Below are 23,417 nucleotides of genomic sequence, written 5' to 3'. Positions count from 1 at the left end.
TGTGACGCGAGTGCAACTGACGCAATCGGAATGGGAGTTCATCGGACGTACCTAGCGCCCGGCCTCCGCCGCCGGGCGCCCCGGTCCCGTCCGGCTCCGGTCGCGCCCCCGCTCGCCGCGCAGGAACCGCCGCAGACCGGCGAACCGCGCGAACCGTTCCCGGTTCGCCACCGAGGCCCGGTCCAGCTCCTCCATCAGGCGCCGGCTGCGGTGCTCCAGGTCCAGCTCGTCCAGGATCCGGTCCACCTCGGCCAGTATCGAACCGTGCAGCTGCCAGGCCTCCGGGTGCTCCCGCACCTCGCGCAGCAGCATCTGGGCGACGTTCTCCCGGCAGACCCAGGCGGCCGCCAGCTCGGCGGTCAGCCGGGTCTCCGCCTCCTCGGCGCTACGGCTCACCTGGGTGGTCACCAGCACCGCGAAGCTCACCATCGCCCCGCCGACGTGGTCCAGCAGCTCCTCCAGGCCGACCGCGACGTCGGGTGGGAAGAGCCGCTCCTCGGGCCCGCGCTTCTTGGCCAGGTCGGTCAGCGAGCGGGCCAGCACCCGGATCACCACGACGCAGATCTCCAGGGTGTCCAGCCCGGTGCGCAGCACCAGCCGGGACAGCAGCCCCTCGCTGATCCGGGGGTTGAACCGCAGGCTGTCCTCGGCCTGCCGCAGGGCCGCGTCCACCTCGGCGATTGCCTGGTCCAGCCGGCGGGCCTCGTGCAGCCGCTCGGCGGCCCGGGCGACGGGGGTGGGGCGGCCCAGTTCCTCGGCGATGTCGAGCAGCAGCTGGCGGGCCCGCCGGGCGAGGTCCTCGATCGACTCCCCGGCGGTGTCCACCCAGACCGGCGGCGCGAACAGCAGGTTGAACAGCAGCCCGACGGCGGCGCCGATGAGCGTCTCCAGCACCCGGTCCCAGGCCTGCGAGGCCAGTTTGGTGACGCCCAGGATCAGCATCGCGCTGATCGCGACCTCCTGGACGAACTCCTCGACCCGGACGAACCGGCCGACGACCAGTGAGGCCAGGATGATGAGGCCCAGGCTCCACCAGGAGAGCCCGACCACGGCGCTGAAGCCGATCGCGATCAGCACCCCGACGACCACCGAGTTGACCCGGCGGACGCTGGTCTTGAGCGTCGAGTAGACGGTGACCTGGACGACGAGCAGCGCGGTCAGCGGCGCGGTGAGCGGGGCGGGCTCGCTGCTGAGCCGCGTCGCCACCGCGTAGGAGATGGTGGCCGCGACGGTGGCCCGGACGGTCTGGACCACGAAGGGTTCTCGGGCGCTGCGGCGGATCAGGGCCGTGAGTGACTCCGGGAGAAGGACCATGTCGGCCTTCTTTCCCCGCAGCCGCCCTTCACACCGGTCCCGGGCGGCTCCGGCACCCGTACGAACCCCTCGGTGCGGCCGGTCGCCGCCGCCCGCCGCTCGCCGACGCCGGTCCCCGCTCCCCGGCGCCGCCCTCCGGCGCGGGTCAGTTGTCGCGGTTGAAGCGGAGCTTCCACGGGGCCAGGGCGGACTCGACCTGCACCCCCATGCTCATCTTGGAGGCGCCCTCGATCCGCTCCTCGAAGCGGATCGGCACCTCGCGGATGGTCATGCCCCGCTTGACCACCCGGTAGTTCATCTCGACCTGGAACGAGTAGCCGTTGCTCTGCACGGTCGGCAGGTCGATGGCGCGCAGGGTGGCCGCCCGCCAGGCCTTGAACCCGGCGGTGGCGTCCCGGACGCCCAGGCCGAGGATGGTGTTGACGTAGAGGTTGGCCCAGGCGGAGAGCGCCTTGCGGTGCCAGGGCCACTCGGCGGCGGTCGAGCCGCCGGGGACGTAGCGGGAGCCGAGCACCACGGCGGTGTCGTCGGCCAGGAGGGTCCGCACCATCTCGGGTATCGCCGAGGAGGGGTGCGAGAGGTCGGCGTCCATCTGGACGACGATGTCGGCGCCCTCGTCCAGGGCGCGGGCCATGCCGGCCAGGTAGGCGCGGCCGAGGCCGTTCTTCTCGGTGCGGTGCAGCACGCCGACGGTGCCGCCGGAGTCCGCGGCGAGCTTGTCCGCGACCTCGCCGGTGCCGTCGGGCGAGTTGTCGTCGACCACCAGCAGGTGCAGGTTCGGCACCGGGAGCTCCGCGAGCAGGCCCGCGAGGACCGGGAGGTTCTCCCGCTCGTTGTAGGTGGGGACGACCACAACGACCTTGGGGGAGGCCTCGACCATGTTCTGTTTCCTCGTAACCCTCGCCGGTCGGCACCCGGGCCGCACCGGTCGGTTTGCCTGGACGACCTGCGTTGGTTGGACCGTGTGAGTGTATCGGGGCGGTGGGTCGCCTCTTGCCCAGGCCGGGGGCCGGGACTCCGTTCGATCGCGATGGACCGGTGTGGCAGGCTACCGCCGTCCCGAACACAGACCGGAGAACCTCCTTGCGAATCCGCCGTACCACCGCCCTGCCCGTCGCCGCCCTGGCCCTCGCACTGACCGCCGTCACGGGCTGCGGACCGGAACGGTCCGGCCCGGCGCCCGCAGCCGTCGGGGCGTCCACGGCGTCGGCCGCCGCGCCGGCCACCGCCGCGACGGTCTCCGGAGCGCCCACGGCGACGGCCGCCACGACGGCCGCCGCGGCCTCCGGTGCGCCGGCCGATGCCTCCGGTGCGTTCGACCCGGCGGTCGCGATGGCGCACCGCTCGAAGGAGCCGTACGCCGCGACCGTCGAGATGACCACCCGGGCCGGTACGGGCGACGAGCAGGTGCTGATCACCGTCACGGGCCGGCTGAACTACAACACCCCGGCCCGTGGCGCCCGCACCGAGGGGAAGACTGTCGCCGGCGGCTCGCTGGTCGTGAACTGGATGGAGACGCTGACCGTGGACGGCGTCTCCTACCTCCGGGACAAGGCGAAGGGTGAGACCCGGTGGACGAGGGAGCCGGGCACGGGGGCGGGCGCCGACGCGGACGCGGACCGGTCCGCGGCCTACGCCGAGCTCCTGCTGGGCGCCGGACCCACCGCCCGCAAGGGCATGGAGACCGACGGCGCGGTGCCGGTGTTCCACCTGGCCGCCCGGCTCTCGGCGGACCAGGTGCTCCGCGCGGATCCGGCGAACGCCCAGCAGATGCGGAGCAAGGGCGTCGAGGCGGTGGACTGCCACCTGTGGATCGACCGGTTCGGACGGGTCGTCCGGGGTGAGCAGTCGATGGTGGTCGCCGGGAAGGCGGTCGTGACGAAGGACCACTACACGGACTTCGGCCCGGCCGAGACCTTCGCCGCTCCGCTGACCGCGAACTGAGGCGCCCCGCCGCTGACGGCCGGCTGAGCCGGCCCCGCTACCCCGGGCCGTAGACGTCGGCGAGGTTGTCCTGCGCCGGGTGGGTGCGGCCGGCCGGGCCGGCGGCGAAGGTGCGCAGGACGTTCTCGGTGGCCCGGCGGACCAGGTCCCCGGCGGCGGCGTCGATGCCGTGGTCGGCCTTGCCGCCGCCGGGGCCTTGGGCGTCCAGGGTCTCGACCCAGCGCATCGTGCCGGAGGCGAAGACCCCGGCGCCGCTGGGCACCGTGTAGTAGGCGGTGTCGGCGTGGGAGCGGCGGCCCTCGCAGACCACCGGAGAGTGGGCGATCACCTCGATCGGGCGCGGGGTGGGGAAGGCGGTGTTCACCCGGTCGTACTCGACGCCGACCAGGTGGGGGAAGGACGCCCCCGCCGCGACGCCCGTCCCCTCGAAGACCCAGTGCCCGGGGGAGCGGACCACGTACGGCGCGTCCACCGGGTAGCCGTCGTAGATCACCCCGAGCATCGAGCTCTCCGGGTCCGCGCCCGGGCCGGCCCGGAAGTCGGTGGTCGCCGGGGCGCCCGCCCGGTACCCGGGGTCCTGCGCCCAGGCGTCCTTGTAGCAGACCACCGTGCGGTCCGGGCCGAGGTCGGTCGGCTCGAAGCGGACCCGGCGGAAGCAGCAGTTGGCGCCCAGGATCGCCAGGTTGGTCCCCGCGTCCCGGGCCGCGGTCACCCGGGCGCGCTGCTCGGGCGACCAGTACTCGTCGTGGCCCAGCGACACCACGGTGGTCGCCCCGTCCAGCAGTCCGGGCTCGCGGGCGACGTCGATGCCGGTGGTGTACGCGACCGGCAGCCCCAGCCGCTCGACCAGGGCGACCAGCGGCGCCTCGTACACCAGGAACAGCCCGGCGCCGTGGTCGTAGTCGTACGGCCGGTCGAAGACGACCTTCAGCGAACGGGTGGCCAGGCCGCCGGTCGGGCCGTTGTACAGGCTGTAGCCGCCCCACTCGTTGTAGGCCTGCCAGGTCGCGGGGGCGCTCATGACCACGGTCCGCCCGGCGGTGGTGGCCGAGCGGACGGTGAGCGGGACGTAGCGGCGGCCGGTGCCGTCCTCGGCGTCCAGGCGCAGCAGGTAGGCGCCCTCGGGCCAGTCGGCGGTGTCCACGGCGAGCGTGCGCTGCCAGCCGGTCAGCACGGTACGGGTCCCCGGGTCGACGTGCGGCGCGGGCTGCTTGCCGCCGGGGACGTGCTCGCGGCGCCAGACCAGTCGGGCGCGGACGCCGCCGTACCAGCCCATCCGGTAGGCGGAGACGGTGAAGGCGGCGGCGGGGGTGGAGACGTGCAGCCCGAAGGACTCGCCGGGCAGGACGCTGACCCGGTCGGCGAAGCCCTCGATGGCGGAGTCCGGACCGGGGTCGGTGATCTCCCAGCCGGGGGTGCCGGGCAGGGTCTGCTCGTGGGTCGGGTCGCCGGCCGGCTTGGTGGGTCCGGCGGTGGTGGCGCCGCCCGGGCCGGGGGCGGCGGGCCGGGCGCCGGAGGGGTTCGGAGCGGCTGCCGCGTCCGGGTGGCGGGGGCCGCAGGAGGTGGCGGCGGCCGCCATCAGGCCCAGGCCGAGGATCCTCCGCCGACTCGGTTCCGCCACCGCGGCCTCCTTCGTGTTCGCAGCTCTGCCAGTGCTGACCTGTGCCGTATCGGTGCCGACCTGTGCCGACCCGGGCTGGTCCGGGCTGGTCAGGCCGGGTTCGATGCGGTTCGGCTCGATCAGGTTCGTCAACCTACTGCGTCAATATGAGGGGACATCCTCATACGTGCGGGGAGCGCGTACCACCCAACGCGCCGGGCCGCCGGGCACCTCCAGCCCTCCTCCGCCACCCGGGACGGCCGTACGGGCGCACCCCTGGCGTGTCGGCCCGCGCGCTGCCGGGCGGCGATGACCGGGCCACCTAGCCTGGCCGGGCCCGCCGTCCGGCGGCCACCGGGGGTCCGGGCCCGTACGCGGGCGGCCCAGTCGTGGACAGGGGTGTACGTGGTCTCGTCGGGTTCGGCCGAACCGGGGGTGCCGTCCCGGACCCGGGGTGGGCGGTTCCGGGCGTGGATGCTCGAAGGCCTCGCGGACATGGCCAAGCAGCACCCCGGCCCGCACGCCCAGGCACCCCACGTCAAGGGCCAGCGCTGGTGGCGGGTCATGTGCCTCACCGGCCTCGACTACTTCTCCACGCTCGGTTACCAGCCCGGCATCGCCGCCCTCGCGGCCGGTCTGGTCTCGCCGCTGGCGACCATCGTGCTGGTGGTCGTCACCCTGCTCGGCGCACTCCCGGTCTACCGGCGGGTCGCCCAGGAGAGCCCGCACGGCGAGGGCTCGATCGCGATGCTGGAGCGGCTGCTGTCGTTCTGGCAGGGCAAGCTCTTCGTGCTCACCCTGCTGGGGTTCGCGGCCACCGACTTCATGATCACCATCACCCTGTCGGCCGCCGACGCCAGCGCGCACCTGGTGGAGAACCCGCACCTGCACAGCGCGCTGACCGGCAAGGAGGTCCTGCTGACCCTGATCATGATCGCGCTGCTCGGCGGGGTGTTCCTCAAGGGCTTCGGCGAGGCGATCGGCCTGGCCGTCGTGCTGGTCGCGGTCTACCTCGCGCTGAACGTCGTGGTGGTGGTCGACGGCCTCTGGAACGTGCTCAGGGCCCCGCACGTGTTCAGCGACTGGACCGACGCGCTCACCAGGGAGCACGGCAACGTGATCGCCATGGTCGGCGTCGCGCTGATCGTCTTCCCCAAACTCGCGCTCGGCCTCTCGGGCTTCGAGACCGGCGTCGCCGTGATGCCGCACATCGAGGGCGACCCCGACGACACCGAGGAGAAGCCCACCGGCCGCATCCGGGGCGCCCGCAAGCTGCTCACCACCGCCGCCGTGATCATGAGCTGCTTCCTGATCGCCACCAGCTTCATCACCACGCTGCTCATCCCCGCCGACGCCTTCAAGAAGGGCGGCGAGGCCAACGGGCGCGCGCTCGCCTTCCTCGCCCACGAGAACCTCGGCAGCACCTTCGGTTCCGTCTACGACCTGTCCACGATCGCCATCCTCTGGTTCGCCGGCGCCTCCGCGATGGCCGGACTGCTCAACCTGATGCCCCGCTACCTCCCCCGCTACGGCATGGCCCCGCACTGGGCCCGCGCCGTGCGGCCCACCGTCATCGTCCTCACCCTGATCGCCTTCCTGGTCACCTGGATCTTCGACGCCAACGTGGACGCCCAGGGCGGCGCGTACGCGACCGGCGTGCTGGTGCTGATCAGCTCCGCCGCGATCGCCGTCACCATCGCCGCGCACAAGGCCGGGCAGCGCCGTTGGCGGGCCGGCTTCGCGGTGATCGCGGCGGTGTTCCTCTACACCACGGCGGTCAACATCGCCGAGCGGCCCGACGGCGTCAAGATCGGCGCCTGCTTCATCGCGGGCATCATGCTGGTCTCCTTCCTCTCCCGGCTCAAGCGGGCCTTCGAACTGCGCGTCACCGACGTCGTGCTGGACGACGTCGCGGAGCGGTTCGTCCGGGACTACACGCACCGCCCGCTGCGGCTGATCGCCAACGAACCGAACAGCCGGGACCTCGCCGAGTACCGCGACAAGATCCGCCAGATCCGCACCGACAACGACATCCCGGCCGAGGACGACCTCGTCTTCGTCGAGGTCACCGTGCTCGACCCCTCCGACTTCGAGGCCGAACTGACCGTGCGCGGCGAGGTGCTGCACGACCGCTACCGGGTGCTGTCACTGCAGAGCTCCAGCGTGCCCAACGCGCTGGCCGCGCTGCTGCTGCAGGTGCGCGACCTGACCGGGCAGCAGCCGCACATCTACTTCGAGTGGACCGAGGGCAACCCCTTCGCCCAGTTCCTGCGCTTCTTCCTGTTCGGGCAGGGGGAGATCGCACCGGTGACACGCGAAGTGCTCCGCGAGGCCGAGCCGGACCGCTCCCGCCGCCCGGCCGTCCACGTGGGCTGAGCGGGTGGCCGCGGGAGCGGCCGTCAGCAGGCGGGAGTCCTGCACCCGGCACTGACGATCCGGGCCGGCGCCGGGTCAGCGGTTCTGGCGGGACCTGCCCCAGGCGGGGGCGACGAAGGCCACCAGGGCGACGGCGAAGCCGATTTGGAGGAGGTGGCGGATCCAGTCGACGCCCGAGGTGTGGCGCACGCCGATCCAGCCGGCGGCGGCGTTGCCGAGCCAGGCCCCGGCGGCGCCGAGCAGCATGGTCAGCCACCAGGGGATCGACTGCGGTCCGCGCAGGATCAGCTTGGCCAGCACGCCCAGCACGAAGCCGATGAGCAGAATCCACAGGAGCTGGAACATCGCAGTCCACCTTCCGGGCGCCGCCGGAGCCTACCGGGGCGCCGAATCGCCGAAGACGCGGTTCGTCCCATGATCACCCGGTACGGCCGGAGGGGCACGTCGGCGGGCGCCGCCGCAGGTCACGGTGCGACGACGGGGCCGCCTCGGAGGGGTCGGAGGGGGAGGGGCAAGGGCGAGAACGCGCCGTCGGCGGGGCTGGAAAGTCCCTGTACGTCCGAGCGGCGGCACGGATAGGAATGGGCGGTGACGCGGAGGTGCCGCGTCACCGAGAGGAGCCCGCCCCCGTGATACGCCTTCGCGCCGCCGCTCTGACCATCGGCGCTGCCGCCGCCGCCCTCACCCTGACCATGGGCACGGCCCAGGCCGCGCCCGGTGACACCAGCACCATGTGCTCCTCCTCGCTGACCCCGGGCGGCTACGTCGACGTCCAGTGGTGGAACAGCGGCGGCTGCGGCTCCGGCTTCAACCCGAACACCAAGAAGGTCATGCTGCTCACCGGCTACCCGGTCGGCACCACCGTCAACGCCTGCGCCTCCACCTGGCCCCCGGCCGGCTGGACCATCGTCAGCAGCTTCTTCAGCGCCGGCTGTCAGTACTCCTCGGTGCCGAGCCTCAACAACAACTCCTGGCAGCTGAAGCGCGTCTCCTGACGGCGGCGCACGCCTGACGCCGCCGCACGGCTGACGCCGCCGCACGGCTGACGCCGCCGCACGGCTGACGGCGGACGGGGCCTCAGCGGTCCCGGACCGCCTGGACGGCCTCGCGGACATCCGGGTGCGGATCCTCCGCGAGGCCGTCCAGCAGTTCGGCGACGCCCGGGGTGGACCAGGGCCCGACGGCCCAGACCAGCTCCTCCCGCACCGTAGGGTCCGGGTGGGCGGCCAGCCGCGCCAGGGCGTCCACCGGGCCGCGGCGGCGCATCCCGAACCAGTGCAGGGCGGCCCGCAGCTCCACCGGGTCGCCGGGGTCGCCGGCCGCCTCGATCCGGGCGAGCAGGACCGGGACGGGCGGCGGCGGGCCGTCCAGCGGGTGCGGGTGGCGCTCGCGCAGGCGGCGGCCGCCGTACTCGCCGCGGATTCGGCAGCCGTAGCAGGTGCAGGGCCGGGTCCCGTGGGCGTCCGGCCGGTAGCGCCAGCCGGCGACCTGCGGCACGGCGCGGATCCGGTGCACCTCGCGGGCGCCCACCGCGCGCGGGAGGAAGACCTCCCAGCCGCGCGGGTCGGGCAGCGCGCCGATCCGCCGGACCGCCTCGGCGGCGGACACCCGCTGCTGCTCGCTCCGGGCCCGGTCGCGGTAGTGGCCGGTCAGGACCTCCTGCCGGTCGTCCAGCCGGACGTGCACCGCGACCAGGGAGCCCTTGGGTCCGAACCGGGCCAGCTCGCGCAGCCATTGGTGGGTGAGCGTGTACGAGGGCAGCACGGGGAAGCAGTAGAGTCCGCGCGCCGCGGCCTGGCCCCGGCTGTCGGCCCGGATCCCGGCGCGGCGGATGCGCGGCGCGTTGGCCGCGGCGGTGAGGTGCACGAACATCGCCATGGGGCGCGATGGTAGCGAGCGGGCGGGTGCCGCTCCGAGTGGTTTTCCGCGAGCCGGGTGGGTCAGGCCCGTTCGGAGTCGTCAGGCCCCTTCGGTGCGGCGCTCGATCAGGGCGGCCAGGCCGTCCAGGATGCGCTCCAGGCCGAAGTCCAGGGCCCGGTCGCGTCCGTCCGGGTCGGCCATGGCGGCGGCGACGGCGGGGAAGCGGTCGGCGTGCTGCCGCACCACGGCGCCGAGGGCGGCGAGGAGTTCGGCCTCGGGGCCGCCGGACGCGCCGGTGCCGCGGGACTGCTGGGCGATCCCGCGCACGTGCCCGGCGAGCAGGACGGCGGCGTCCATCCGCTCCGGGCCGGTCAGTCCGTGGCCGTCGAGCGCGACCACCACCTGTTCCAGCCAGGAGAGTTCCTTGGGGCCCATCACCCGGGGGCCGACGGTGGCGTCCAGCAGCCAGGGGTGGCGGGCGAAGGAGTCGGCCAAGTGGTGGGCCCAGGCGGTGAGTCGCTCCCGCCAGTCGGCGCCGTCGGCGGGGGCCGGGGGTTCGCCGGCGGCCGACTCGACCATCAGGGCGATCAGTTCGGCCTTGCCGGGGACGTAGCGGTAGAGCGACATCTTGGTGAAGTCGAGCAGCCCGGCCACCTTCTGCATCGAGAGCGCGCCCAGGCCCTCCTCGTCGGCGATCTCGACGCCCGCCGCGGCGATCCGCTCCAGGCTGAGGGCCGGCTTCGGGCCGCGGCTCGGCTTGGCCGGCGGGCCCCAGAGCAGCCGCACCGTGTCGTTCGCCGTCTCGTGCATCGTCCGCTCCCGTCCTGTCCCGTCCTGGGGGTTGCCGGAGTGCTCCAACTGTGTCTAACGTACACAGCAACAAACAGTGTCCGCCAGACACTGTTTCTCGATCCTCGATCCTCGATCCTCGAACGGAGCGGTCCCCCATGAGCACCAAGATCCTGATTTCGGGCGCGAGCATCGCCGGCCCCGCGCTGGCCCACTGGCTGGGCCGGTACGGCTTCGAGGTGACCGTGGTCGAGCTGGCCCCGGCGCTGCGCGACGGCGGCCAGGACGTCGACTTCCGCGGCCGCACCCACCTGACCGTGCTGGAACGGATGGGCGTGCTCGACGAACTGCGTGCCCTCGGCACCGGCGGCAGCCCGATGACCTTCGTGGACGCCGACGGGCGCCGGCTGCTGCACCTGCCCGCCGAGTTCGCCGGCGGTGACGTGGAGGTCCCGCGCGGAGAGCTCGCCCAGCTGCTGCACCGGCACAGCGGCTCCCGCGCCGAGTACGTCTTCGGCGACTCGATCGCCGCGCTGGAGGAGACCCCGGGCGGCGTCCGGGTCACCTTCCGGCACGCCGCGCCGCGCGAGTTCGACCTGGTGATCGGCGCCGACGGGCTGCACTCCAACGTCCGCCGGCTCGCCTTCGGCCCCGAGGAGCGCTACGTCCGCCACCTCGGCTACTACGCGGCCACCTGGCAGCTGCCCAACGACCTCGGGCTGCCGGTCGGGTCGGTCGGGCTGAACGTCCCCGGCCAGCTGATGTCCGTCGGCGCGAGCCACCGGGACCCGAGCCGGGCCGGCGCCTTCTGTCTGTTCGCCTCACCCGAACTGCGCTACGACCGCCACGACCCGGCACAGCAGAAGGCGCTGGTCCGGGCGGCCTTCGCGGGCCTCGGCTGGCGGGTGCCGGAGCTGCTGGAGAGCCTGGACGCCGCCCCCGAGCCGTACTTCGACTCCATCAGCCGGGCCGACGTGCCCAGCTGGTCGAACGGCCGGATCGCCCTGATCGGCGACGCCGCCTGCGGTGCGACCATCGGCGGCATGGGCACCGGGACGGCGGTGGTGGCCGCGTACGTCCTGGCGGGCGAGCTGGCCCGGGCGCGCGGAGACCACCGGACCGCCTTCGAGCGGTACGAGCGGCTGCTCCGCGACTACGCCCGGGGCTGCCAGAAGGGCGGCGACCGGACCGGGCCGTTCCTGGCTCCGCGCACGAAGACCGGGCTGCGGCTCCGCAACGCGGTGCTGAACCGGCGGTGGGCGCTGGACAAGATGCTGGAGCTGGGGAAGGAGGTCAGCAGTGTCGAACTGCCGGACTACGGGGTGGAGTTGGCTGGTACGGTCGGGAACGTGGGCTGAGTGGGGCGGGGCAGGGCGTGGGGCTCAGTGCGGCGGGCCGATGCGGCTGCCGTTGTCGAGGAGCGCCTCGACCTGGACGGCCGCCCGGGCGGGGCGCTCGACGGCGAGGGTGTGGTCCGGGGCGGCCCGGTCGACCGACCAGTCCGGGCCCTTGACGGTGAGCCGGGTGACCCGGCGGCTGCCCGCCGCCAGCACGTACTCGGTGCCCTGCGGCGAGCGCCACCAGGTCCAGGCCACGGTGTCCTGCTCGAACCGGCTGCACGCCCGGCCCGGGCCGCCGCCGGTGCGCTGCGCGCCGCGGACGGCGGGCAGGACGACGGCCGAGGCCGCGCTGCCGTCGCCGGTCCAGCGGTCGGCGCGCAGGCAGACCCAGGAGGCCGAGCCCGCGTTCTGCGGCAGCGCCTGGACGGCGAAGGCCCACAGGTTGAGCTGTTTGACGCCCGGTTTGCCGTCCGGGACGGCGCAGCCCGCCCGGGCCCAGGCCAGCAGCGCGTCCTGGCCGGTCGCCTCGCGCGGCTCGTGGTCGGGCTGGGCGGGCTGGGCCGACGGGGAACGGTCGGGCTGGGCGGACGGGGAACGGTCCGACGGGATGCGGTCCGGTGGCGGCGTGTACGTGAGGTGCGCGGGGACGACGCCGCCCAGGTCGGCCAGCAGGAAGGCGTGCTTCTCGGCGATCACCGGGGAGGAGTGCAACTGCAGCACGGTCGCGCCCTGGCAGTCCGCGAGCCCGCCGCCGGGCGCCGGCGCGGTGAGGCCGTCCGGGTGGTCCAACGGGCGGGCCGCGACGTCGGGTTGGTCGATCCGGCGGGTCTCGGCGGACTCCACCCAGGGCGCCAGCAGATAGCGGACGGCGGGCCCCTGACGGCGCAGGGCCACCGCGCCGGCCGTCGTCACGTCCGAGTCGTCGGCGCGGGCGAGGTCCAGGCCGCCCTGCGGACCGTCGGTGTAACGGGCGATCCGCAGGCCGTCGTACAGCACCACCACGCCGGTCCCGTCCACCGTTCCGGCGAACAGCAGGTGCGGCGCCTCGGCGGGCGGGGTGGTGTCCGTGCCCGGTTCGGCGTGGGTCTGCGGGCCGGGCTGCGCCCAGGCGGTCAGGGCGCGGCGGAGCAGGGTGGCGTCCTCGCGGCGGTCGCCCCGGGCGGGCCAGGCGGAGAAGTCGATCCGCGCGGTGTGCTGCCAGGCGTCGGGCGCCACCCGGAGCAGCCGGGTCGGGTCGACGGCGCCCGGCGGAGGAGGCGCGGACGCCGACCGGGCGCCCGTGGCGGAGCCGGAACCGTCGCCGGAGCCGGGACCGCCGAGCACGGCGGCCGTCGTGGTGAGTCCGAGCACGCCGACCGTCAGCGCGGCGGTCAGCGTCCGGCGGCGGCGCAGCAGGTCGGTCGGCTGCACCCGGACCGCGCACGGGTCGAAGGCCGGCAGCGCCGGGGCCGGGCCGGACGCCACCCCCGCCGCGGCGGCGACCGCCTCCATCGGCTGCGCCACCCCGGCCTGCCGGAGCACTCCGGCGGCCTGGTCGGTGCTCAGGCCCTCGACCGTCCGCAGGGCGAAGGCGGCCCTGGCCGGGGCGTCCAGCGCGGCGAGCGCGTGCGCGAGCGCCGCGTCCTCCTCGCCGCCGTGCGGGGTGAACAGCCGCAGGCCCCAGACCCGGGGTGCCAGCAGCCGGGCGGCCGGGCGCGGGCGGAGTGCGGCGCGCAGGACCCGCAGACGCAGTGCGGCGTAGACCGGGTCGGTGGTGCCGTCGGCGGCCGGGTCGTTCCGGTGGGTCCGGTCCTCCCGGTGGCCCGCGTCGTCCTGGTGGTCCGGGGAGTCCTGGTGGCCCAGGCCGTCCTGATGGTCCGGGTCGTTCCGGCGCTGCCGTTCGCTGCGGAGGGCCCAGCGGGTGGGCAGGGCGCGCTGGACGGCGGCGTGGGCGGCGAGCACCCGGCTGTGCCGGTCCCGGTCGGCCGGCAGCGCCAGGTAGGCGAGCCGGACCAGCCTCCGGTAGTGGCGCACCAGCGCGGCCTCCGCCTGCGCCACCGGACGTGCCGCGCCCACCGTCCGTCCTGCCAAAGGGGCCTCCCGGAGCCGTGGTGCCGTCGTGGTGGACGGTCCAACGAGTCGATCATGTGATGGTTGCGCCGTCCGGGGCGACGGGCGCACCACCGGGGGCGTGCGGCGCGTATTCTGCGGCCACGTACGAGCCGGTCTGCGGGGTGACTCCACGCGCCCGGACCATGCCGGGCGAGAGCCGGCGGCGTTCAAGGGCCGGTTCGGGTGCGCGCTGTCGGGGCCGTGTTCGCCGGTCGGGGTCCAAAGTCCCACCCGTTCGGCCCCTTGGCCCCTGGCGGTCCGCGCCGCCGCGCGCCATGCTGCCGGTAACCGGCCGGGACGATCCGCGCCCGGTCGGACCAGCACCGTTGGACGAGGTGAACCGGCGTGCGGCATGCCACCGTCGAATCCGTGATGACCAGCCCCGTCGTCCTGGTCTCGCCCGAGACCGGGTTCCGGGAGATCGTGACGCTGCTGAGCGAGTACGACATCACCGGGGTGCCGGTGGTGGACCCCGAGGGGCGGCCGCTCGGCGTGGTCTCGGAGGCCGATCTGCTGCGCACCCTCGCCGCGCAGGAGGATCCGGGCAGTCTCCTCCCGGCGCCGGAGTCGGCCCAGGCGGGGCCGGACGGCGAGGTCACCGCCGAGGACCTGATGACGACCCAGCCGGTCTGCACCACGCCCGGCACCAGCGTGGTCGCGGCCGCCCGCACCATGAGCCGGCACGGGCTGAAGCGGCTGCCGGTGCTGGACGAGGAGGACCGGGTCATCGGCATGGTCAGCCGGGGCGACCTGCTGCGGGTGTTCCTGCGCGAGGACATGGTGATCCGGCGGGAGATCGTCGAGGAGGTGCTCGGCCGGATCGAGGGGGTCAGCCCGGCGGAGATCGGGGTGGAGGTCACCCAGGGGCGGGTGGTGCTCAGCGGCACCGTTCCCGAGCCGCACCTGGTGCCGATCGTGCTCAACCTGTGCCGCTCGGTGGACGGCGTGGTCTCGGTGACCGACCGGCTCGGCGCCGGGGGAACGGCCGCGGTCGGCTGAGCGCGCGCTCTGCGGCCCGGGGTGTCGACCCCGCGGCCGGGGATCGGTACGGACCGGGGCCGAAAGCTCCGCATACAGCGGAGCGTATCGGGTAACTCACTCTGTGTACCCGGCCGATCGGACTGCCGGGGCACCGGGGCACCGGGGAGGCGGCCGTGACAGTCGTGTTCGACGCGGACTTCACTTCGACCAGGCAGTGGATCGCCGGACGCAGCAGCGCCTATCCCCGGATGGGGCCGACCAACCGGAGCGACCACAAACTCGACTACCTCGTCCGCGGGTACTGCCCCGGCGGGGTCTTCACCGCGACCCGGCGGCACAGCGGCGGCCTGTGGAGCTGCAACCTGCTGACCACCGAGGGCAGCCCGGACGGCTTCCAGGTCCGCACCGGGGACGTGCTGTCGGCGCGCGTGACGCTGCCCGTCGAACTGGGCGCCTGGCCGGCGATCTGGACCTGGCGCGACGGCGGCAACGAGGTCGACGTCTTCGAGTACCACCCCGACCACCCGGACCTGCTGGAGATCTCCAACCACGTCCGCGGCGGCTTCCGGTACTGGCACGGCGGCGGCGTCGGGATCGCCCCGGGGGCGACCTTCGACCTGCGGGTGGTGTTCGGCGCCCACTCGGTGGACTGGTACGTCGAGGACGAGCTGGTCTACGCGGACCTGCACGGGGTCGGGTCCGGCTGGCACGCGTACCTGATCGTCAACCTGTCGGTGGCGGACGGGACGTACCACGACCGGCCGCCGATCGGCGGCCCGGACCGGCTCAGCTGGGCCTGCCACAGTCTGCGGGTGGAGCGCTGACGCGGCGGGGTGGAACGTTGAGACGGCGGGTCGGCGAAGCGGCGGCCGGGTGGTCGCCGCTCAAGGGGCGAAGGCGGCGGTGATCGGGCCCTGCGGGCCGGAGCGGTGGAACCAGACCGCGCGGCGGTGCGGGCCGATGTGGGCGGGGTCGGTCACGTACAGGTCGTCGCGCGGGGCGCGCTCGTTGCCCGGGGCCAGCGCCGCGTCCACGGCCTGGCCGGCGAGGGTGTGCAGCAGGGCGGTCGCGGTGGCCTCGGCGGCGGACGGCGCGATGGCGAGGGCGGTGAGCTCGGTCCAGAGCGCGGTGGCGACGTAGGCGATCGGCGAGTGGCCGAGCGCCGGGTGGGGGCTGGGGTCCGCGTGGCGCCGGAGCACTCCGGCGGCGACGAGCTGCTCGGGTGAGCGGCCGTCGTCGGGCGGGCGGTGCGTCGGGCGCGGGTGCGGGGTCACGAGCGGCACGCTACCCCGAGGTCGTCGGTGCCGAGTGCCGGAACGTTTTCTCAGACTTTCTTCACGGCGCTTTCGCCGGTGGGGGGCGCACGATGGTGGTAAGGCGCTGAGCACCTCGGCGGGCCCGGTGGGGCCGGAGGAGGAGGTCCTGATGAGGCACTGGCACGGGTACCCGCACCGCCACGGCATGGGCGGCTGGGGCATCGGACTGATGGTGATCGGAGCGCTGCTTTTCCTGGCGTTCCTCGTGCTCGTCGCCGTCGCCCTGTTCCGGTACATCACGCGTTCGCGGCAGCCCATCCCGCTCGCCCCGGCGTCGCCCGGGGCCGGCGGGCACGGGCCGGCCGGCAAGCACGGCTGGGCGTCGGGGCCGATCCCGGAACAGCTGCTCGCGGAACGGTTCGCGCGGGGCGAGATCGACGCGGAGGAGTACCGGCACAGACTGGACACGCTGCGCTCGGCGGGGAGCGGGCCGGGCGGCGGCGGACCCGGCGCGGGGGAGTAGCGCGCCGGATACGGGTGCGGGCCCACCGCACGTGCTGTGCGGCGGGCCCGGCGTTCGTCACCCGGTGGTGTGGTCACCCGAGGGGGCGGTCACCCGGCGGGCGGTCCTACTCGACGACCAGCTCGACCGGGATGTTGCCGCGGGTGGCGCGGGAGTACGGGCAGACCTCGTGCGCCTGCTTGACCAGCAGCTCGCCGGTCTCGCCCGCGAGGGACTCGGGCAGTTCGACGCGCAGCACGACGGCGAGGCCGAAGCCGGCGCCGTCCTTGCCGATGGACACCTCGGCGGTCACCGAGACCTCGCTGGTGTCCACCCGGGCCTGCCGGCCGACCAGGCCGAGGGCGCTGGCGAAGCAGGCGGCGTAGCCGGCCGCGAACAGCTGCTCGGGGTTGGTGCCCTGGCCGTTGCCGCCGAGCGCCGGCGGCATGGCCAGCGCGAGGTCCAGCTGACCGTCGGAGCTGACGGCGCGGCCCTCCCGGCCGTTCGCGGTGGCGGCTGCGGTGTAGAGCGCGTCCATGGTCGGTTCCCTTCGTGGTGCTGCGGTTGCTCGGTTGCGGTGGGATGCGGGGGCCGCCTTGTTCCGGTGGCCCGGCCGCGTCCTGCCGTGACACAAGTAGAGCACGCAATTCAATTGCGCACAACTCAATCGCGCGAAGGTGGTCGGTACCATGGAGCCATGACCACGCTCCCCGGCATGGCGGACGAGCAGCTGCTCCGCCTCGACCAGCAGCTCTGCTTCTCGCTCAACGCGGCCTCGCGCGCCTTCGGCGGCGTCTACCGGGTGCTGCTCCGGGACCTCGGACTGACCTACCCCCAGTACCTGGTGATGCTGGTGCTCTGGGAGGACGGCGAACTGCCCGTCAAGCGGATCGGCGAGCGCCTGCGGCTCGACTCGGGCACGCTCTCCCCGCTGCTCAAGCGGCTCGAAGCGGCCGGCCTGGTGCGCCGCGAGCGCAGCCCGCAGGACGAGCGGTCGGTCACCGTCGCCCTCACTCCCGAGGGTTCGGCGCTGCGCGAGCGGGCCGGACAGGTCCCGCGCCGGCTGCTCGCCGCGACCGGGCTGCCGATCGAGGACATGGCGGCGCTGCGCGGGCTGCTGGAGCGGGTGACCGCCGCGATGGACGCGGCGACGGTGGAGCCCGCGCCGTAAGCGCGCGGGGTGGCGGGGGTGTGCGGCGGGGTGGCGGGGTCGGCGCCCGGGGCTTGTCAAGCCGAGGCCCGAAGCGATGTGATCTGGGTCACGTCGGGGGTGTTCCGGTGGGGCCGATGGGCCCGAACCGGCAGGTCAGTGGTGCTGCTCGAAAGTGAACGGAAACGTTCGCCAATTGTCCGCCCGATCCGGTCAACATCCCGCGCCTCCCGGACGGTTACACGACGAGCCCCCAAGGGGCCGTCGGCGTGCCACCCGGTGGGCCGGCCAGCTGACCCAGAAAAGGGGGGCGTGGGTGAACACTCCCGGGCCGGGCGAGGAGCGGAGCCTGCGGGCGGACCCGCTCGGCGACCTGCCGACCGATTTCGAGGCCTTCTTCACTCGCGAGAACTCCGGCTACCTCCGCTACGCCCAGCAGCGCCTGCGGCACCGGGAGGACGCGCAGGACGCGGTCCAGAACGCCGGCACCACGCTCTACAAGAACTGGCGCCGGGCCCTGGCCAGCGCCGATCCGCAGGCCTTCGCCTTCAAGGTGGTGAAGGACGCGGTGGTGGACGTCCTGCGCGAGCGCCGTCGCATCGAACGCAAACGGCTGCGCGTGATCGCCCAACGCCGCCCCGACACCAGCCAGGACGAGCTGGACGAACTCGCCGAACTGGACGCCCTGGACTGGGCGATGGACGAACTCGCGCGCGCCGCGCCGGTCCAGGCCGACGTGGTCCGGCTGCGCCAGGCCGGGCTGTCGTACCCCGACATCGGCCGGTCGCTCGGCATCGCGCACACCACCGCCCGCACCTACTACAGCCTCGGGCGGCGCCACCTGGAGTACCTGCTGGAGCACCCGGACGAGGACGGGGCGCAATCGTGAGGGCGGAGACGTGAGCGCCGGGGCGCGGGTGTGCGAGGCGGGGGAGCGGCGTGGAGGTCGTGACATGAGGGTCGGGGACCTGCTGCGGGCGCATTCCGCGGAGCTGGAGCGCGAGTTCGACGACCACGACCCGGTGGCCTTCACCCGGCGGCTGGCCGAGCGGCTCGCCGCCGCCCGTCGGCCCGCTCCGGCCGTGCGGGAGCGCCCCGCCCGGCCGCCGGCGGGCGCCCGACCGCCGCACGCCCCGGCGTCGGGCTCGACCGGGGGTGCGGGGCTGGGGTCGGGTGCCGGCCCGGGACCGGGGCCGGGATCGGGCCACGGGACGGGGTGGGGTCCGGCGGCGGGCGGCGGGCCGGGAACGAGTCCGGGACCGGGCGCGGGCCAGTCCCCCTGGGCCGGCGGCCGGGCGGAGCTCCGGCGCGACCTGCGGCACCTGTGCGCGGGTGTGGCGGGCGCCGCGAAGCCGGGCGAACTGGCCCTGGACCTCGAACTCGCCGAGAAGACCGCCTTCCGCACCCTCGGCTGCCTGCTGTACGGGATGGGCCGCGCGGCGGACGGCGTCTTCTGGTGGCGGATCGCCGCCCAGTACGGGGACCAGCTGGCCGTGCACTGCCTGGCCGTGCACTACACCGCCGAGGGCGAGCGGCGCGACGCGGCCCGCTGGGCCGCCCAGGCCCAGGACCTCAGCGCCCCGGGGCGACTGCCGGAGCTGGCCCCCGACGCGCGGCCCGGCGGGGCGGCCGAGCTGGCGCGGGTGCTGGCGGAGCGCTACGACGGGGAGATCCTGATGACGCTGCGCGAGGCGGTGGCGGCGCGTCCGCGGCGGGATCCCGCGCGGCTGGGCGTCCGGGCGGTGCGGGGCCGGGGGGTGGTGCGGATCCGGTGAGGCGGGCGCGGGCGCGTGCTCGTCGACGCACCGGTCGCAAGGGCCCGGGGTGCCGAACGGTCAGGTGAGCACCGAGACGGCGTCGCCCAGGTACCCGGCGCCCAGCACGACCGGGACCGTGGTCAGGATCGCGGCCTGGTGGGTGGCCGTCCAGGCCCGCCACTCGCCCAGGACCCGGGCGGAACGGGCGCCGCCGCGCACCAGGTGGACCGCGAGCGGCAGCAGTGTGCAGAGGGAGCCGATCACCACGAGCAGGGCCGCGGCCAGGGCCTCGGCGCCGGGACCGGTCGAGGTGGCGGCGATCGAGGCGGCGCCGCCGACGACCGGGAGCAGCGTCCTCGGACTGCCCGCGGCCAGGGCGAGGGCGAGGCCCGCGGACCTGGCCGCCGTGAACCGGTCGACCGCCCGCAGCCACGCGGGCGGCGGGGTGACGTGGCCCGCGCGTGGGCGGTCGTGCCACTGCCGCGCCGCCGAGAGCAGGAGCAGCGCCCCGAGCGCGAGCTTGAGCCAGGACGACCAGGTCGGTGCGGTCTGGGCCCGGGTGAGGGCGGTGCCGGCCACGACCACGAGCGCCGTCGGCGCGGCGAGCCCGAGCAGCCAGCCGGCCGTGAAGGCGACGGCGTTGGCACGGCCGGCCGGGCTGGCAGTGCCGGTTCGGCGCGCCTGCCGGTGCGGGGCGGTGAGGACGAGGATCACGCTGATCAGCGGCAGCGGGCTGATCGCCACCGCCACCGCCGAGGCCAGCATCGAACCGACCGCTTCACCCATCCCCGTGCCCGCCTTCCCGTCGCCGGGCGCACGTTCGCCATTCAGCTACGGCGGGGCCCGGCGTGCACGGTCGGTCGGCCGTCCGGGTGAGCAGGGCGGAACGGGTGGACGGCGGCCGGAGGGACTGCGCGAGGGCCGAGGGAACGGCGGAGGCCGTCGCACCGGGAGCGGTGCGACGGCCTCCGTGGGGGTGACCCGTCATACGGTCGTGCGTCGGGTGGTCGGCCGACCGGCCACCCGACACCGGGAGCGTCAGTCGGTGCCGGACTCGATCGCGGCGTGGTCGAGCGCGGTGGACTCCTCCGCGTCGCCGGTGCCGGCGGCGATGGGGGCGGCGCCGCCCGGGGCGAGCTCGCCGATCAGGCCGCTCCACGGCGCCAGCTGGCCGTGCACCGCGTACTGCTCCAGCTTGCTGCGCGAGTCGGCGATGTCGAGGTTGCGCATGGTCAGCTGGCCGATGCGGTCGTCCGGGACGAACGCGGCGTCGACGCTGCGCTCCATGGACAGCTTCTCCGGGTGGTAGCTGAAGTTGGGGCCCTGGGTGTCGATGACCGAGTAGTCCTGGCCGCGCCGCAGCCGCAGCGTGACGCTGCCGGTGACCGGGTGGCCGATCCAGCGCTGCATGCTGTCCCGGAGCATCAGCGACTGCGGGTCGAACCAGCGGCCCTCGTAGAGCAGCCGGCCGAGGCGGCGGCCCTGGGTGTGGTAGGTGGCGAGGGTGTCCTCGTTGTGGATGGCGTTGAGCAGCCGCTCGTAGGCGATGTGCAGCAGCGCCATGCCGGGGGCCTCGTAGATGCCGCGGCTCTTGGCCTCGATGATCCGGTTCTCGATCTGGTCGGACATGCCGAGGCCGTGGCGGCCGCCGATGGTGTTGGCCTCGTGGACCAGGTCGACGGCGCTGGCGAACTCCTGGCCGTTGATCCGGACCGGGCGGCCGAACTCGAACTCGACGGTGATGTCCTCGGTGAGGATCTCGACCGCCGGGTCCCAGAAGGCCACGCCCATGATCGGGCTGACGATCTCCAGCGAGGCGTCCAGGTACTCGAGGCGCTTGGCCTCGTGGGTGGCGCCCCAGATGTTGGCGTCGGTGGAGTAGGCCTTCTCGGCGGAGTCCCGGTACGGCAGGTCGCGCTCGGCGAGCCACTCGGACATCTCCTTGCGGCCGCCGAGCTGGTCGACGAACGCCTGGTCCAGCCACGGCTTGTAGATCCGCAGGCTGGGGTTGGCGAGCAGGCCGTAGCGGTAGAACCGCTCGATGTCGTTGCCCTTGTAGGTGGAGCCGTCGCCCCAGATGGAGACCCCGTCCTCCTGCATGGCGCGGACCAGCAGGGTGCCGGTCACGGCGCGGCCGAGCGGGGTGGTGTTGAAGTACGTCTGCCCGGCGGAGCGGATGTGGAAGGCGCCGCAGGCGAGGGCGGCCAGGCCCTCCTCGACCAGCGCTTCCCGGCAGTCGACCAGCCGGGCCTGCTCGGCGCCGTACGCGCGGCCCCGGGCCGGGACGTCGGCGAGGTTCGGCTCGTCGTACTGGCCGATGTCGGCCGTGTAGGCGTAGGGGAAGGCACCGTGCTCGCGCATCCACGCGACGGCGACGGAGGTGTCCAACCCACCGGAGAATGCGATGCCGATCCGTTCACCGACCGGCAGCTTGCTCAAGACCTTCGACATGGATGCACCCTTTAGACCCGCGCAGGCGGGCCCCTGATTCAGCGTTGTGTGACGGGATTCGGCGTACTCGATCCGATGCCCGCACTCTGGCATAGATTTGCAGAGTAACGCAAGAGCATACGATCGAGTCCATCGGGGTGGGCGCCCGTGGAGCCGCTCCACGCTCGTTGCCGATGCGGCCAACTCGACTGCACGGTGGATGAGTTGGGGGATGTGGCCGGGGGGCCGGCCCGGTGGCGGGTGCGGGTGGGCGTCGCGGTGGATGGTCGATGGACTCAGACGGGCTCAGACGGGCTCAGGCGGGTTCAGGGGGAGGCGGGCGCGGGGGAGGTCCGGCGGTGCAGCCAGGCCGTCCGGGAGGCGAGCACGCCGAGGCCGAGCGCGACCAGGTGCCCGGCGTCGGCCAGCTGCTGGTCCACCGCCCAGGCGGTGGCCAGCGCCAGGGCGAGGGCCGGCAGGCCGTAGCGGCGCAGCGGGACCGGGCCCAGGGCGAGCAGGCAGGCGCCGGTGGCGACCAGGCCGTAACTGATGCCCACGTCCCTCGCGTGGGAGAGCGCGCCGGGGATGTGGACGGTCAGCATCACCCACATCGCGCCTTCGGTGAGCAGGGTGGCGCCGAGGTGCCCGAACGCGAACACGGCCGCGGCCCGGGCCGGACCCCAGCGCCACTCGGCCAGCCCCAGCGCGGCGGCGACCGCCGCGATGCCCGCCCAGGCCGGCGCCCCGTCGACCACCAGGCCGCTGGTGAACATCGTCCACCACTTGCCCACTTCCATGTGGTGCACGTTGCTGCTGTTGTGCCGGACGAACCTGGCCCGCTCGGCGTGGCCCTGGCCGGCGAGCCAGGAGGCGGTGACGGTCAGCAGCAGGACGTAGGCCGTGGTGAACCGCAGGCGGGCGGCCGCTCTCAGCGCGTGTTCCCGGGGGGCCGCGGTGTCGGTCGGTGTCCTCGTCGCGAGGCGATCGCTCATCGTGCCTGCTGCCCTTGCTCTGCGGTTCCCGGTGTCGGCACGCCCGGTGCGTGGCCGGAGGGGTCGTGGCCGGGAGGTCGGGGCGCCAGCGTACGTCAGCGGCGGGAGGCGGGCGGGTGGCAGGCGGGCGGTCGTCGGGTGGCCGGCGGTCGGCGGCGGGGGCGGTCGGCGGCTCACCCGGACGGGCCGCTGCGGCGGCGGATCGCGGCCGGGAGGGGCGAGGGTGAGGGGAAGAGGGTGAGGGGGCAGGGGCGGGGGAGGAGCGTCGAGGAGGCGCCGATGGCCGGCAGCACCGTCAGGGGCTCCGAGGCGCGGCGGCGGCCCTGGTGGGCCCGCGCGGCCCGGGCGGTGTGGTCCTACGTCCGGCGCGCTCCGGGTACCTACGCCTGGCTGGCGATCCTGCTCGTCACCACCCAGGTGATCCGGCACGTCGACCCGGCGACCGCCGACCGCATCCTGGAGCGGCGCTCGACCAATCTGCACCACCTGCAGGTGTCGCCGGTGCGTGTCCTGGTGACCAGCGCGCTGTGGATCGCGGGCGGGGGCTGGCTGTCCTACTTCCTGCTCTACAACCTCTTCCACGTGCCCGCCGAGCGGTGGCTCGGCACGCTGCGCTGGATCTCGGTGGCGATGCTCGCGCACGTCGGCGCGACCTACCTCAGCGAGGGCGTGCTCGGCTGGGCGATCCACCGCGGGCTCGCCCCGCCGAAGGCCGTCTACACCCTCGACTACGGCGTCAGCTACGCGCTGGCCGGAGTGGTCGCGGTGCTCACCTACCTGATCGTGCGGCCCTGGCGGTACCTGTACGCCGTCGGGGTGCTGGTCGTCTACGGCCTGGGCGTCCAGCAGAGCCGGGACTACACCAGCGTCGGCCACTTCAGCGCGGCCCTGATCGGGTTCGCCTGCTACCCGCTGACCAGGGACCGTCCCGGTGCCTTCGACCCGGTCGCCGCGGTGCGCACGGGCCTACGGCGGCCGCGCGGACGGTGGCCGGGGCCCACGCCCCGGAAGTGACGGGTGGTCGACTTCCGGAGC

23 protein-coding genes are annotated in these 23,417 nt (G+C 74.4%); 11 read left to right on the top strand and 12 right to left on the bottom strand.

What is annotated here, in order from left to right; all coding sequences use genetic code 11:
* Positions 1-51 precede the first annotated feature (51 nt).
* Positions 52-1,314, bottom strand: a complete 1,263-nt coding sequence (locus ACYP53_RS31770; RefSeq protein ID WP_189921779.1) for an FUSC family protein — start codon at positions 1,312-1,314, stop codon at positions 52-54.
* Between the two features lie 145 nt (positions 1,315-1,459).
* On the bottom strand, positions 1,460-2,194 hold the full coding sequence (locus ACYP53_RS31765; protein ID WP_189921777.1) for a polyprenol monophosphomannose synthase: 735 nt from the start codon (positions 2,192-2,194) through the stop codon (positions 1,460-1,462).
* A 203-nt stretch (positions 2,195-2,397) separates the two neighbouring features.
* On the opposite strand from ACYP53_RS31765, the gene ACYP53_RS31760 reads away from it, so the two are divergent.
* Positions 2,398-3,258, top strand: a complete 861-nt coding sequence (locus ACYP53_RS31760) for a hypothetical protein (RefSeq protein ID WP_459649978.1) — start codon at positions 2,398-2,400, stop codon at positions 3,256-3,258.
* Positions 3,259-3,295: 37 nt separating this feature from the next.
* Here the strand turns inward: ACYP53_RS31760 and ACYP53_RS31755 are convergent, their stop codons facing one another.
* Entirely contained in the window at positions 3,296-4,879 is a 1,584-nt protein-coding gene (locus ACYP53_RS31755; protein WP_459649977.1) for a N,N-dimethylformamidase beta subunit family domain-containing protein, read from the bottom strand.
* A 474-nt stretch (positions 4,880-5,353) separates the two neighbouring features.
* Between ACYP53_RS31755 and ACYP53_RS31750 the strand changes: the two genes are divergently transcribed.
* Positions 5,354-7,234, top strand: coding sequence for an APC family permease (locus tag ACYP53_RS31750; protein WP_459649976.1), 1,881 nt, complete (start codon positions 5,354-5,356; stop codon positions 7,232-7,234).
* A 75-nt stretch (positions 7,235-7,309) separates the two neighbouring features.
* Here ACYP53_RS31750 and ACYP53_RS31745 read toward each other — a convergent pair whose 3' ends face one another.
* Entirely contained in the window at positions 7,310-7,579 is a 270-nt protein-coding gene (locus tag ACYP53_RS31745; protein WP_189921769.1) for a GlsB/YeaQ/YmgE family stress response membrane protein, read from the bottom strand.
* A gap of 284 nt (positions 7,580-7,863) precedes the next feature.
* Here ACYP53_RS31745 and ACYP53_RS31740 point away from each other — a divergent pair, with 284 nt between their 5' ends.
* Complete coding sequence (locus tag ACYP53_RS31740; protein ID WP_189921768.1) at positions 7,864-8,229, top strand: hypothetical protein; 366 nt, start codon at positions 7,864-7,866, stop codon at positions 8,227-8,229.
* 82 nt (positions 8,230-8,311) lie between these two features.
* On the opposite strand, the gene ACYP53_RS31735 is transcribed toward ACYP53_RS31740, so the two are convergent.
* Together ACYP53_RS31735 and ACYP53_RS31730 are read right to left on the bottom strand one after the other, a co-directional pair.
* A complete protein-coding gene (locus ACYP53_RS31735) occupies positions 8,312-9,112 on the bottom strand; it encodes a HEAT repeat domain-containing protein (protein WP_459649975.1) in 801 nt (266 codons plus the stop codon).
* A gap of 81 nt (positions 9,113-9,193) precedes the next feature.
* Entirely contained in the window at positions 9,194-9,904 is a 711-nt protein-coding gene (locus tag ACYP53_RS31730) for a TetR/AcrR family transcriptional regulator (RefSeq protein WP_459649974.1), read from the bottom strand.
* Positions 9,905-10,041: 137 nt separating this feature from the next.
* On the opposite strand from ACYP53_RS31730, the gene ACYP53_RS31725 reads away from it, so the two are divergent.
* A complete protein-coding gene (locus tag ACYP53_RS31725) occupies positions 10,042-11,241 on the top strand; it encodes an FAD-dependent monooxygenase (protein WP_459649973.1) in 1,200 nt (399 codons plus the stop codon).
* A gap of 24 nt (positions 11,242-11,265) precedes the next feature.
* Here ACYP53_RS31725 and ACYP53_RS31720 read toward each other — a convergent pair whose 3' ends face one another.
* Positions 11,266-13,278 (bottom strand): hypothetical protein, encoded by a 2,013-nt coding sequence (locus tag ACYP53_RS31720; protein WP_459649972.1) that lies wholly within the window; start codon positions 13,276-13,278, stop codon positions 11,266-11,268.
* Between the two features lie 381 nt (positions 13,279-13,659).
* Here ACYP53_RS31720 and ACYP53_RS31715 point away from each other — a divergent pair, with 381 nt between their 5' ends.
* Both ACYP53_RS31715 and ACYP53_RS31710 read left to right on the top strand, forming a co-directional pair.
* The gene (locus tag ACYP53_RS31715; protein WP_459649971.1) at positions 13,660-14,313 is read left to right on the top strand and encodes a CBS domain-containing protein; all 654 of its coding nucleotides are present in this window, start codon (positions 13,660-13,662) and stop codon (positions 14,311-14,313) included.
* A gap of 155 nt (positions 14,314-14,468) precedes the next feature.
* Positions 14,469-15,119, top strand: a complete 651-nt coding sequence (locus tag ACYP53_RS31710; protein ID WP_189921748.1) for a LamG domain-containing protein — start codon at positions 14,469-14,471, stop codon at positions 15,117-15,119.
* Between the two features lie 60 nt (positions 15,120-15,179).
* Here ACYP53_RS31710 and ACYP53_RS31705 read toward each other — a convergent pair whose 3' ends face one another.
* Positions 15,180-15,569 (bottom strand): hypothetical protein, encoded by a 390-nt coding sequence (locus tag ACYP53_RS31705; protein WP_459649970.1) that lies wholly within the window; start codon positions 15,567-15,569, stop codon positions 15,180-15,182.
* A 151-nt stretch (positions 15,570-15,720) separates the two neighbouring features.
* Here ACYP53_RS31705 and ACYP53_RS31700 point away from each other — a divergent pair, with 151 nt between their 5' ends.
* Positions 15,721-16,074, top strand: coding sequence for an SHOCT domain-containing protein (locus tag ACYP53_RS31700; protein WP_189921743.1), 354 nt, complete (start codon positions 15,721-15,723; stop codon positions 16,072-16,074).
* Between the two features lie 106 nt (positions 16,075-16,180).
* Here ACYP53_RS31700 and ACYP53_RS31695 read toward each other — a convergent pair whose 3' ends face one another.
* Positions 16,181-16,591 carry an organic hydroperoxide resistance protein gene (locus tag ACYP53_RS31695; RefSeq protein WP_189921741.1) on the bottom strand — a complete coding sequence of 137 codons (411 nt, stop codon included), beginning with the start codon at positions 16,589-16,591 and terminating at the stop codon, positions 16,181-16,183.
* A 159-nt stretch (positions 16,592-16,750) separates the two neighbouring features.
* Here ACYP53_RS31695 and ACYP53_RS31690 point away from each other — a divergent pair, with 159 nt between their 5' ends.
* The 3 genes from ACYP53_RS31690 to ACYP53_RS31680 all read left to right on the top strand — a co-directional run bounded on the left by ACYP53_RS31690 (position 16,751) and on the right by ACYP53_RS31680 (position 18,978).
* On the top strand, positions 16,751-17,224 hold the full coding sequence (locus tag ACYP53_RS31690) for a MarR family winged helix-turn-helix transcriptional regulator (protein ID WP_189921739.1): 474 nt from the start codon (positions 16,751-16,753) through the stop codon (positions 17,222-17,224).
* Positions 17,225-17,519: 295 nt separating this feature from the next.
* The gene (locus ACYP53_RS31685; protein WP_189921737.1) at positions 17,520-18,092 is read left to right on the top strand and encodes an RNA polymerase sigma factor; all 573 of its coding nucleotides are present in this window, start codon (positions 17,520-17,522) and stop codon (positions 18,090-18,092) included.
* 64 nt (positions 18,093-18,156) lie between these two features.
* Positions 18,157-18,978 carry a hypothetical protein gene (locus ACYP53_RS31680; protein ID WP_459649969.1) on the top strand — a complete coding sequence of 274 codons (822 nt, stop codon included), beginning with the start codon at positions 18,157-18,159 and terminating at the stop codon, positions 18,976-18,978.
* A 60-nt stretch (positions 18,979-19,038) separates the two neighbouring features.
* Here ACYP53_RS31680 and ACYP53_RS31675 read toward each other — a convergent pair whose 3' ends face one another.
* The 3 genes from ACYP53_RS31675 to ACYP53_RS31665 all read right to left on the bottom strand — a co-directional run bounded on the left by ACYP53_RS31675 (position 19,039) and on the right by ACYP53_RS31665 (position 22,382).
* Positions 19,039-19,746, bottom strand: coding sequence for a GAP family protein (locus ACYP53_RS31675; protein ID WP_459649968.1), 708 nt, complete (start codon positions 19,744-19,746; stop codon positions 19,039-19,041).
* A gap of 252 nt (positions 19,747-19,998) precedes the next feature.
* Positions 19,999-21,411, bottom strand: coding sequence for an argininosuccinate synthase (gene argG / locus ACYP53_RS31670; protein WP_189921731.1), 1,413 nt, complete (start codon positions 21,409-21,411; stop codon positions 19,999-20,001).
* 305 nt (positions 21,412-21,716) lie between these two features.
* The gene (locus tag ACYP53_RS31665) at positions 21,717-22,382 is read right to left on the bottom strand and encodes a rhomboid-like protein (RefSeq protein ID WP_459649967.1); all 666 of its coding nucleotides are present in this window, start codon (positions 22,380-22,382) and stop codon (positions 21,717-21,719) included.
* 279 nt (positions 22,383-22,661) lie between these two features.
* Between ACYP53_RS31665 and ACYP53_RS31660 the strand changes: the two genes are divergently transcribed.
* On the top strand, positions 22,662-23,396 hold the full coding sequence (locus ACYP53_RS31660) for a rhomboid-like protein (protein WP_459649966.1): 735 nt from the start codon (positions 22,662-22,664) through the stop codon (positions 23,394-23,396).
* Positions 23,397-23,417: the final 21 nt, after the last annotated feature.

The organism is Kitasatospora sp. Ki12, assembly GCF_054601375.1.
Note: the sequence above shows the minus strand (reverse complement) of the source record. Positions and strands in the feature narration are given on the sequence as shown.

What these genes read in the sequence shown, in the direction of transcription:
- ACYP53_RS31695 (WP_189921741.1), bottom strand. Translation starts at nt 16,591, where the DNA reads ATGGACGCGCTCTACACCGCAGCCGCCACCGCGAACGGCCGGGAGGGC.
- ACYP53_RS31770 (WP_189921779.1), bottom strand. Translation starts at nt 1,314, where the DNA reads ATGGTCCTTCTCCCGGAGTCACTCACGGCCCTGATCCGCCGCAGCGCC.
- ACYP53_RS31675 (WP_459649968.1), bottom strand. Translation starts at nt 19,746, where the DNA reads ATGGGTGAAGCGGTCGGTTCGATGCTGGCCTCGGCGGTGGCGGTGGCG.
- ACYP53_RS31725 (WP_459649973.1), top strand. Translation starts at nt 10,042, where the DNA reads ATGAGCACCAAGATCCTGATTTCGGGCGCGAGCATCGCCGGCCCCGCG.
- ACYP53_RS31735 (WP_459649975.1), bottom strand. Translation starts at nt 9,112, where the DNA reads ATGGCGATGTTCGTGCACCTCACCGCCGCGGCCAACGCGCCGCGCATC.
- ACYP53_RS31680 (WP_459649969.1), top strand. Translation starts at nt 18,157, where the DNA reads ATGAGGGTCGGGGACCTGCTGCGGGCGCATTCCGCGGAGCTGGAGCGC.
- ACYP53_RS31665 (WP_459649967.1), bottom strand. Translation starts at nt 22,382, where the DNA reads ATGAGCGATCGCCTCGCGACGAGGACACCGACCGACACCGCGGCCCCC.
- ACYP53_RS31765 (WP_189921777.1), bottom strand. Translation starts at nt 2,194, where the DNA reads ATGGTCGAGGCCTCCCCCAAGGTCGTTGTGGTCGTCCCCACCTACAAC.
- ACYP53_RS31745 (WP_189921769.1), bottom strand. Translation starts at nt 7,579, where the DNA reads ATGTTCCAGCTCCTGTGGATTCTGCTCATCGGCTTCGTGCTGGGCGTG.
- ACYP53_RS31660 (WP_459649966.1), top strand. Translation starts at nt 22,662, where the DNA reads ATGGCCGGCAGCACCGTCAGGGGCTCCGAGGCGCGGCGGCGGCCCTGG.
- ACYP53_RS31750 (WP_459649976.1), top strand. Translation starts at nt 5,354, where the DNA reads ATGGCCAAGCAGCACCCCGGCCCGCACGCCCAGGCACCCCACGTCAAG.
- ACYP53_RS31700 (WP_189921743.1), top strand. Translation starts at nt 15,721, where the DNA reads ATGAGGCACTGGCACGGGTACCCGCACCGCCACGGCATGGGCGGCTGG.
- ACYP53_RS31690 (WP_189921739.1), top strand. Translation starts at nt 16,751, where the DNA reads ATGACCACGCTCCCCGGCATGGCGGACGAGCAGCTGCTCCGCCTCGAC.
- ACYP53_RS31730 (WP_459649974.1), bottom strand. Translation starts at nt 9,904, where the DNA reads ATGCACGAGACGGCGAACGACACGGTGCGGCTGCTCTGGGGCCCGCCG.
- argG (WP_189921731.1), bottom strand. Translation starts at nt 21,411, where the DNA reads ATGTCGAAGGTCTTGAGCAAGCTGCCGGTCGGTGAACGGATCGGCATC.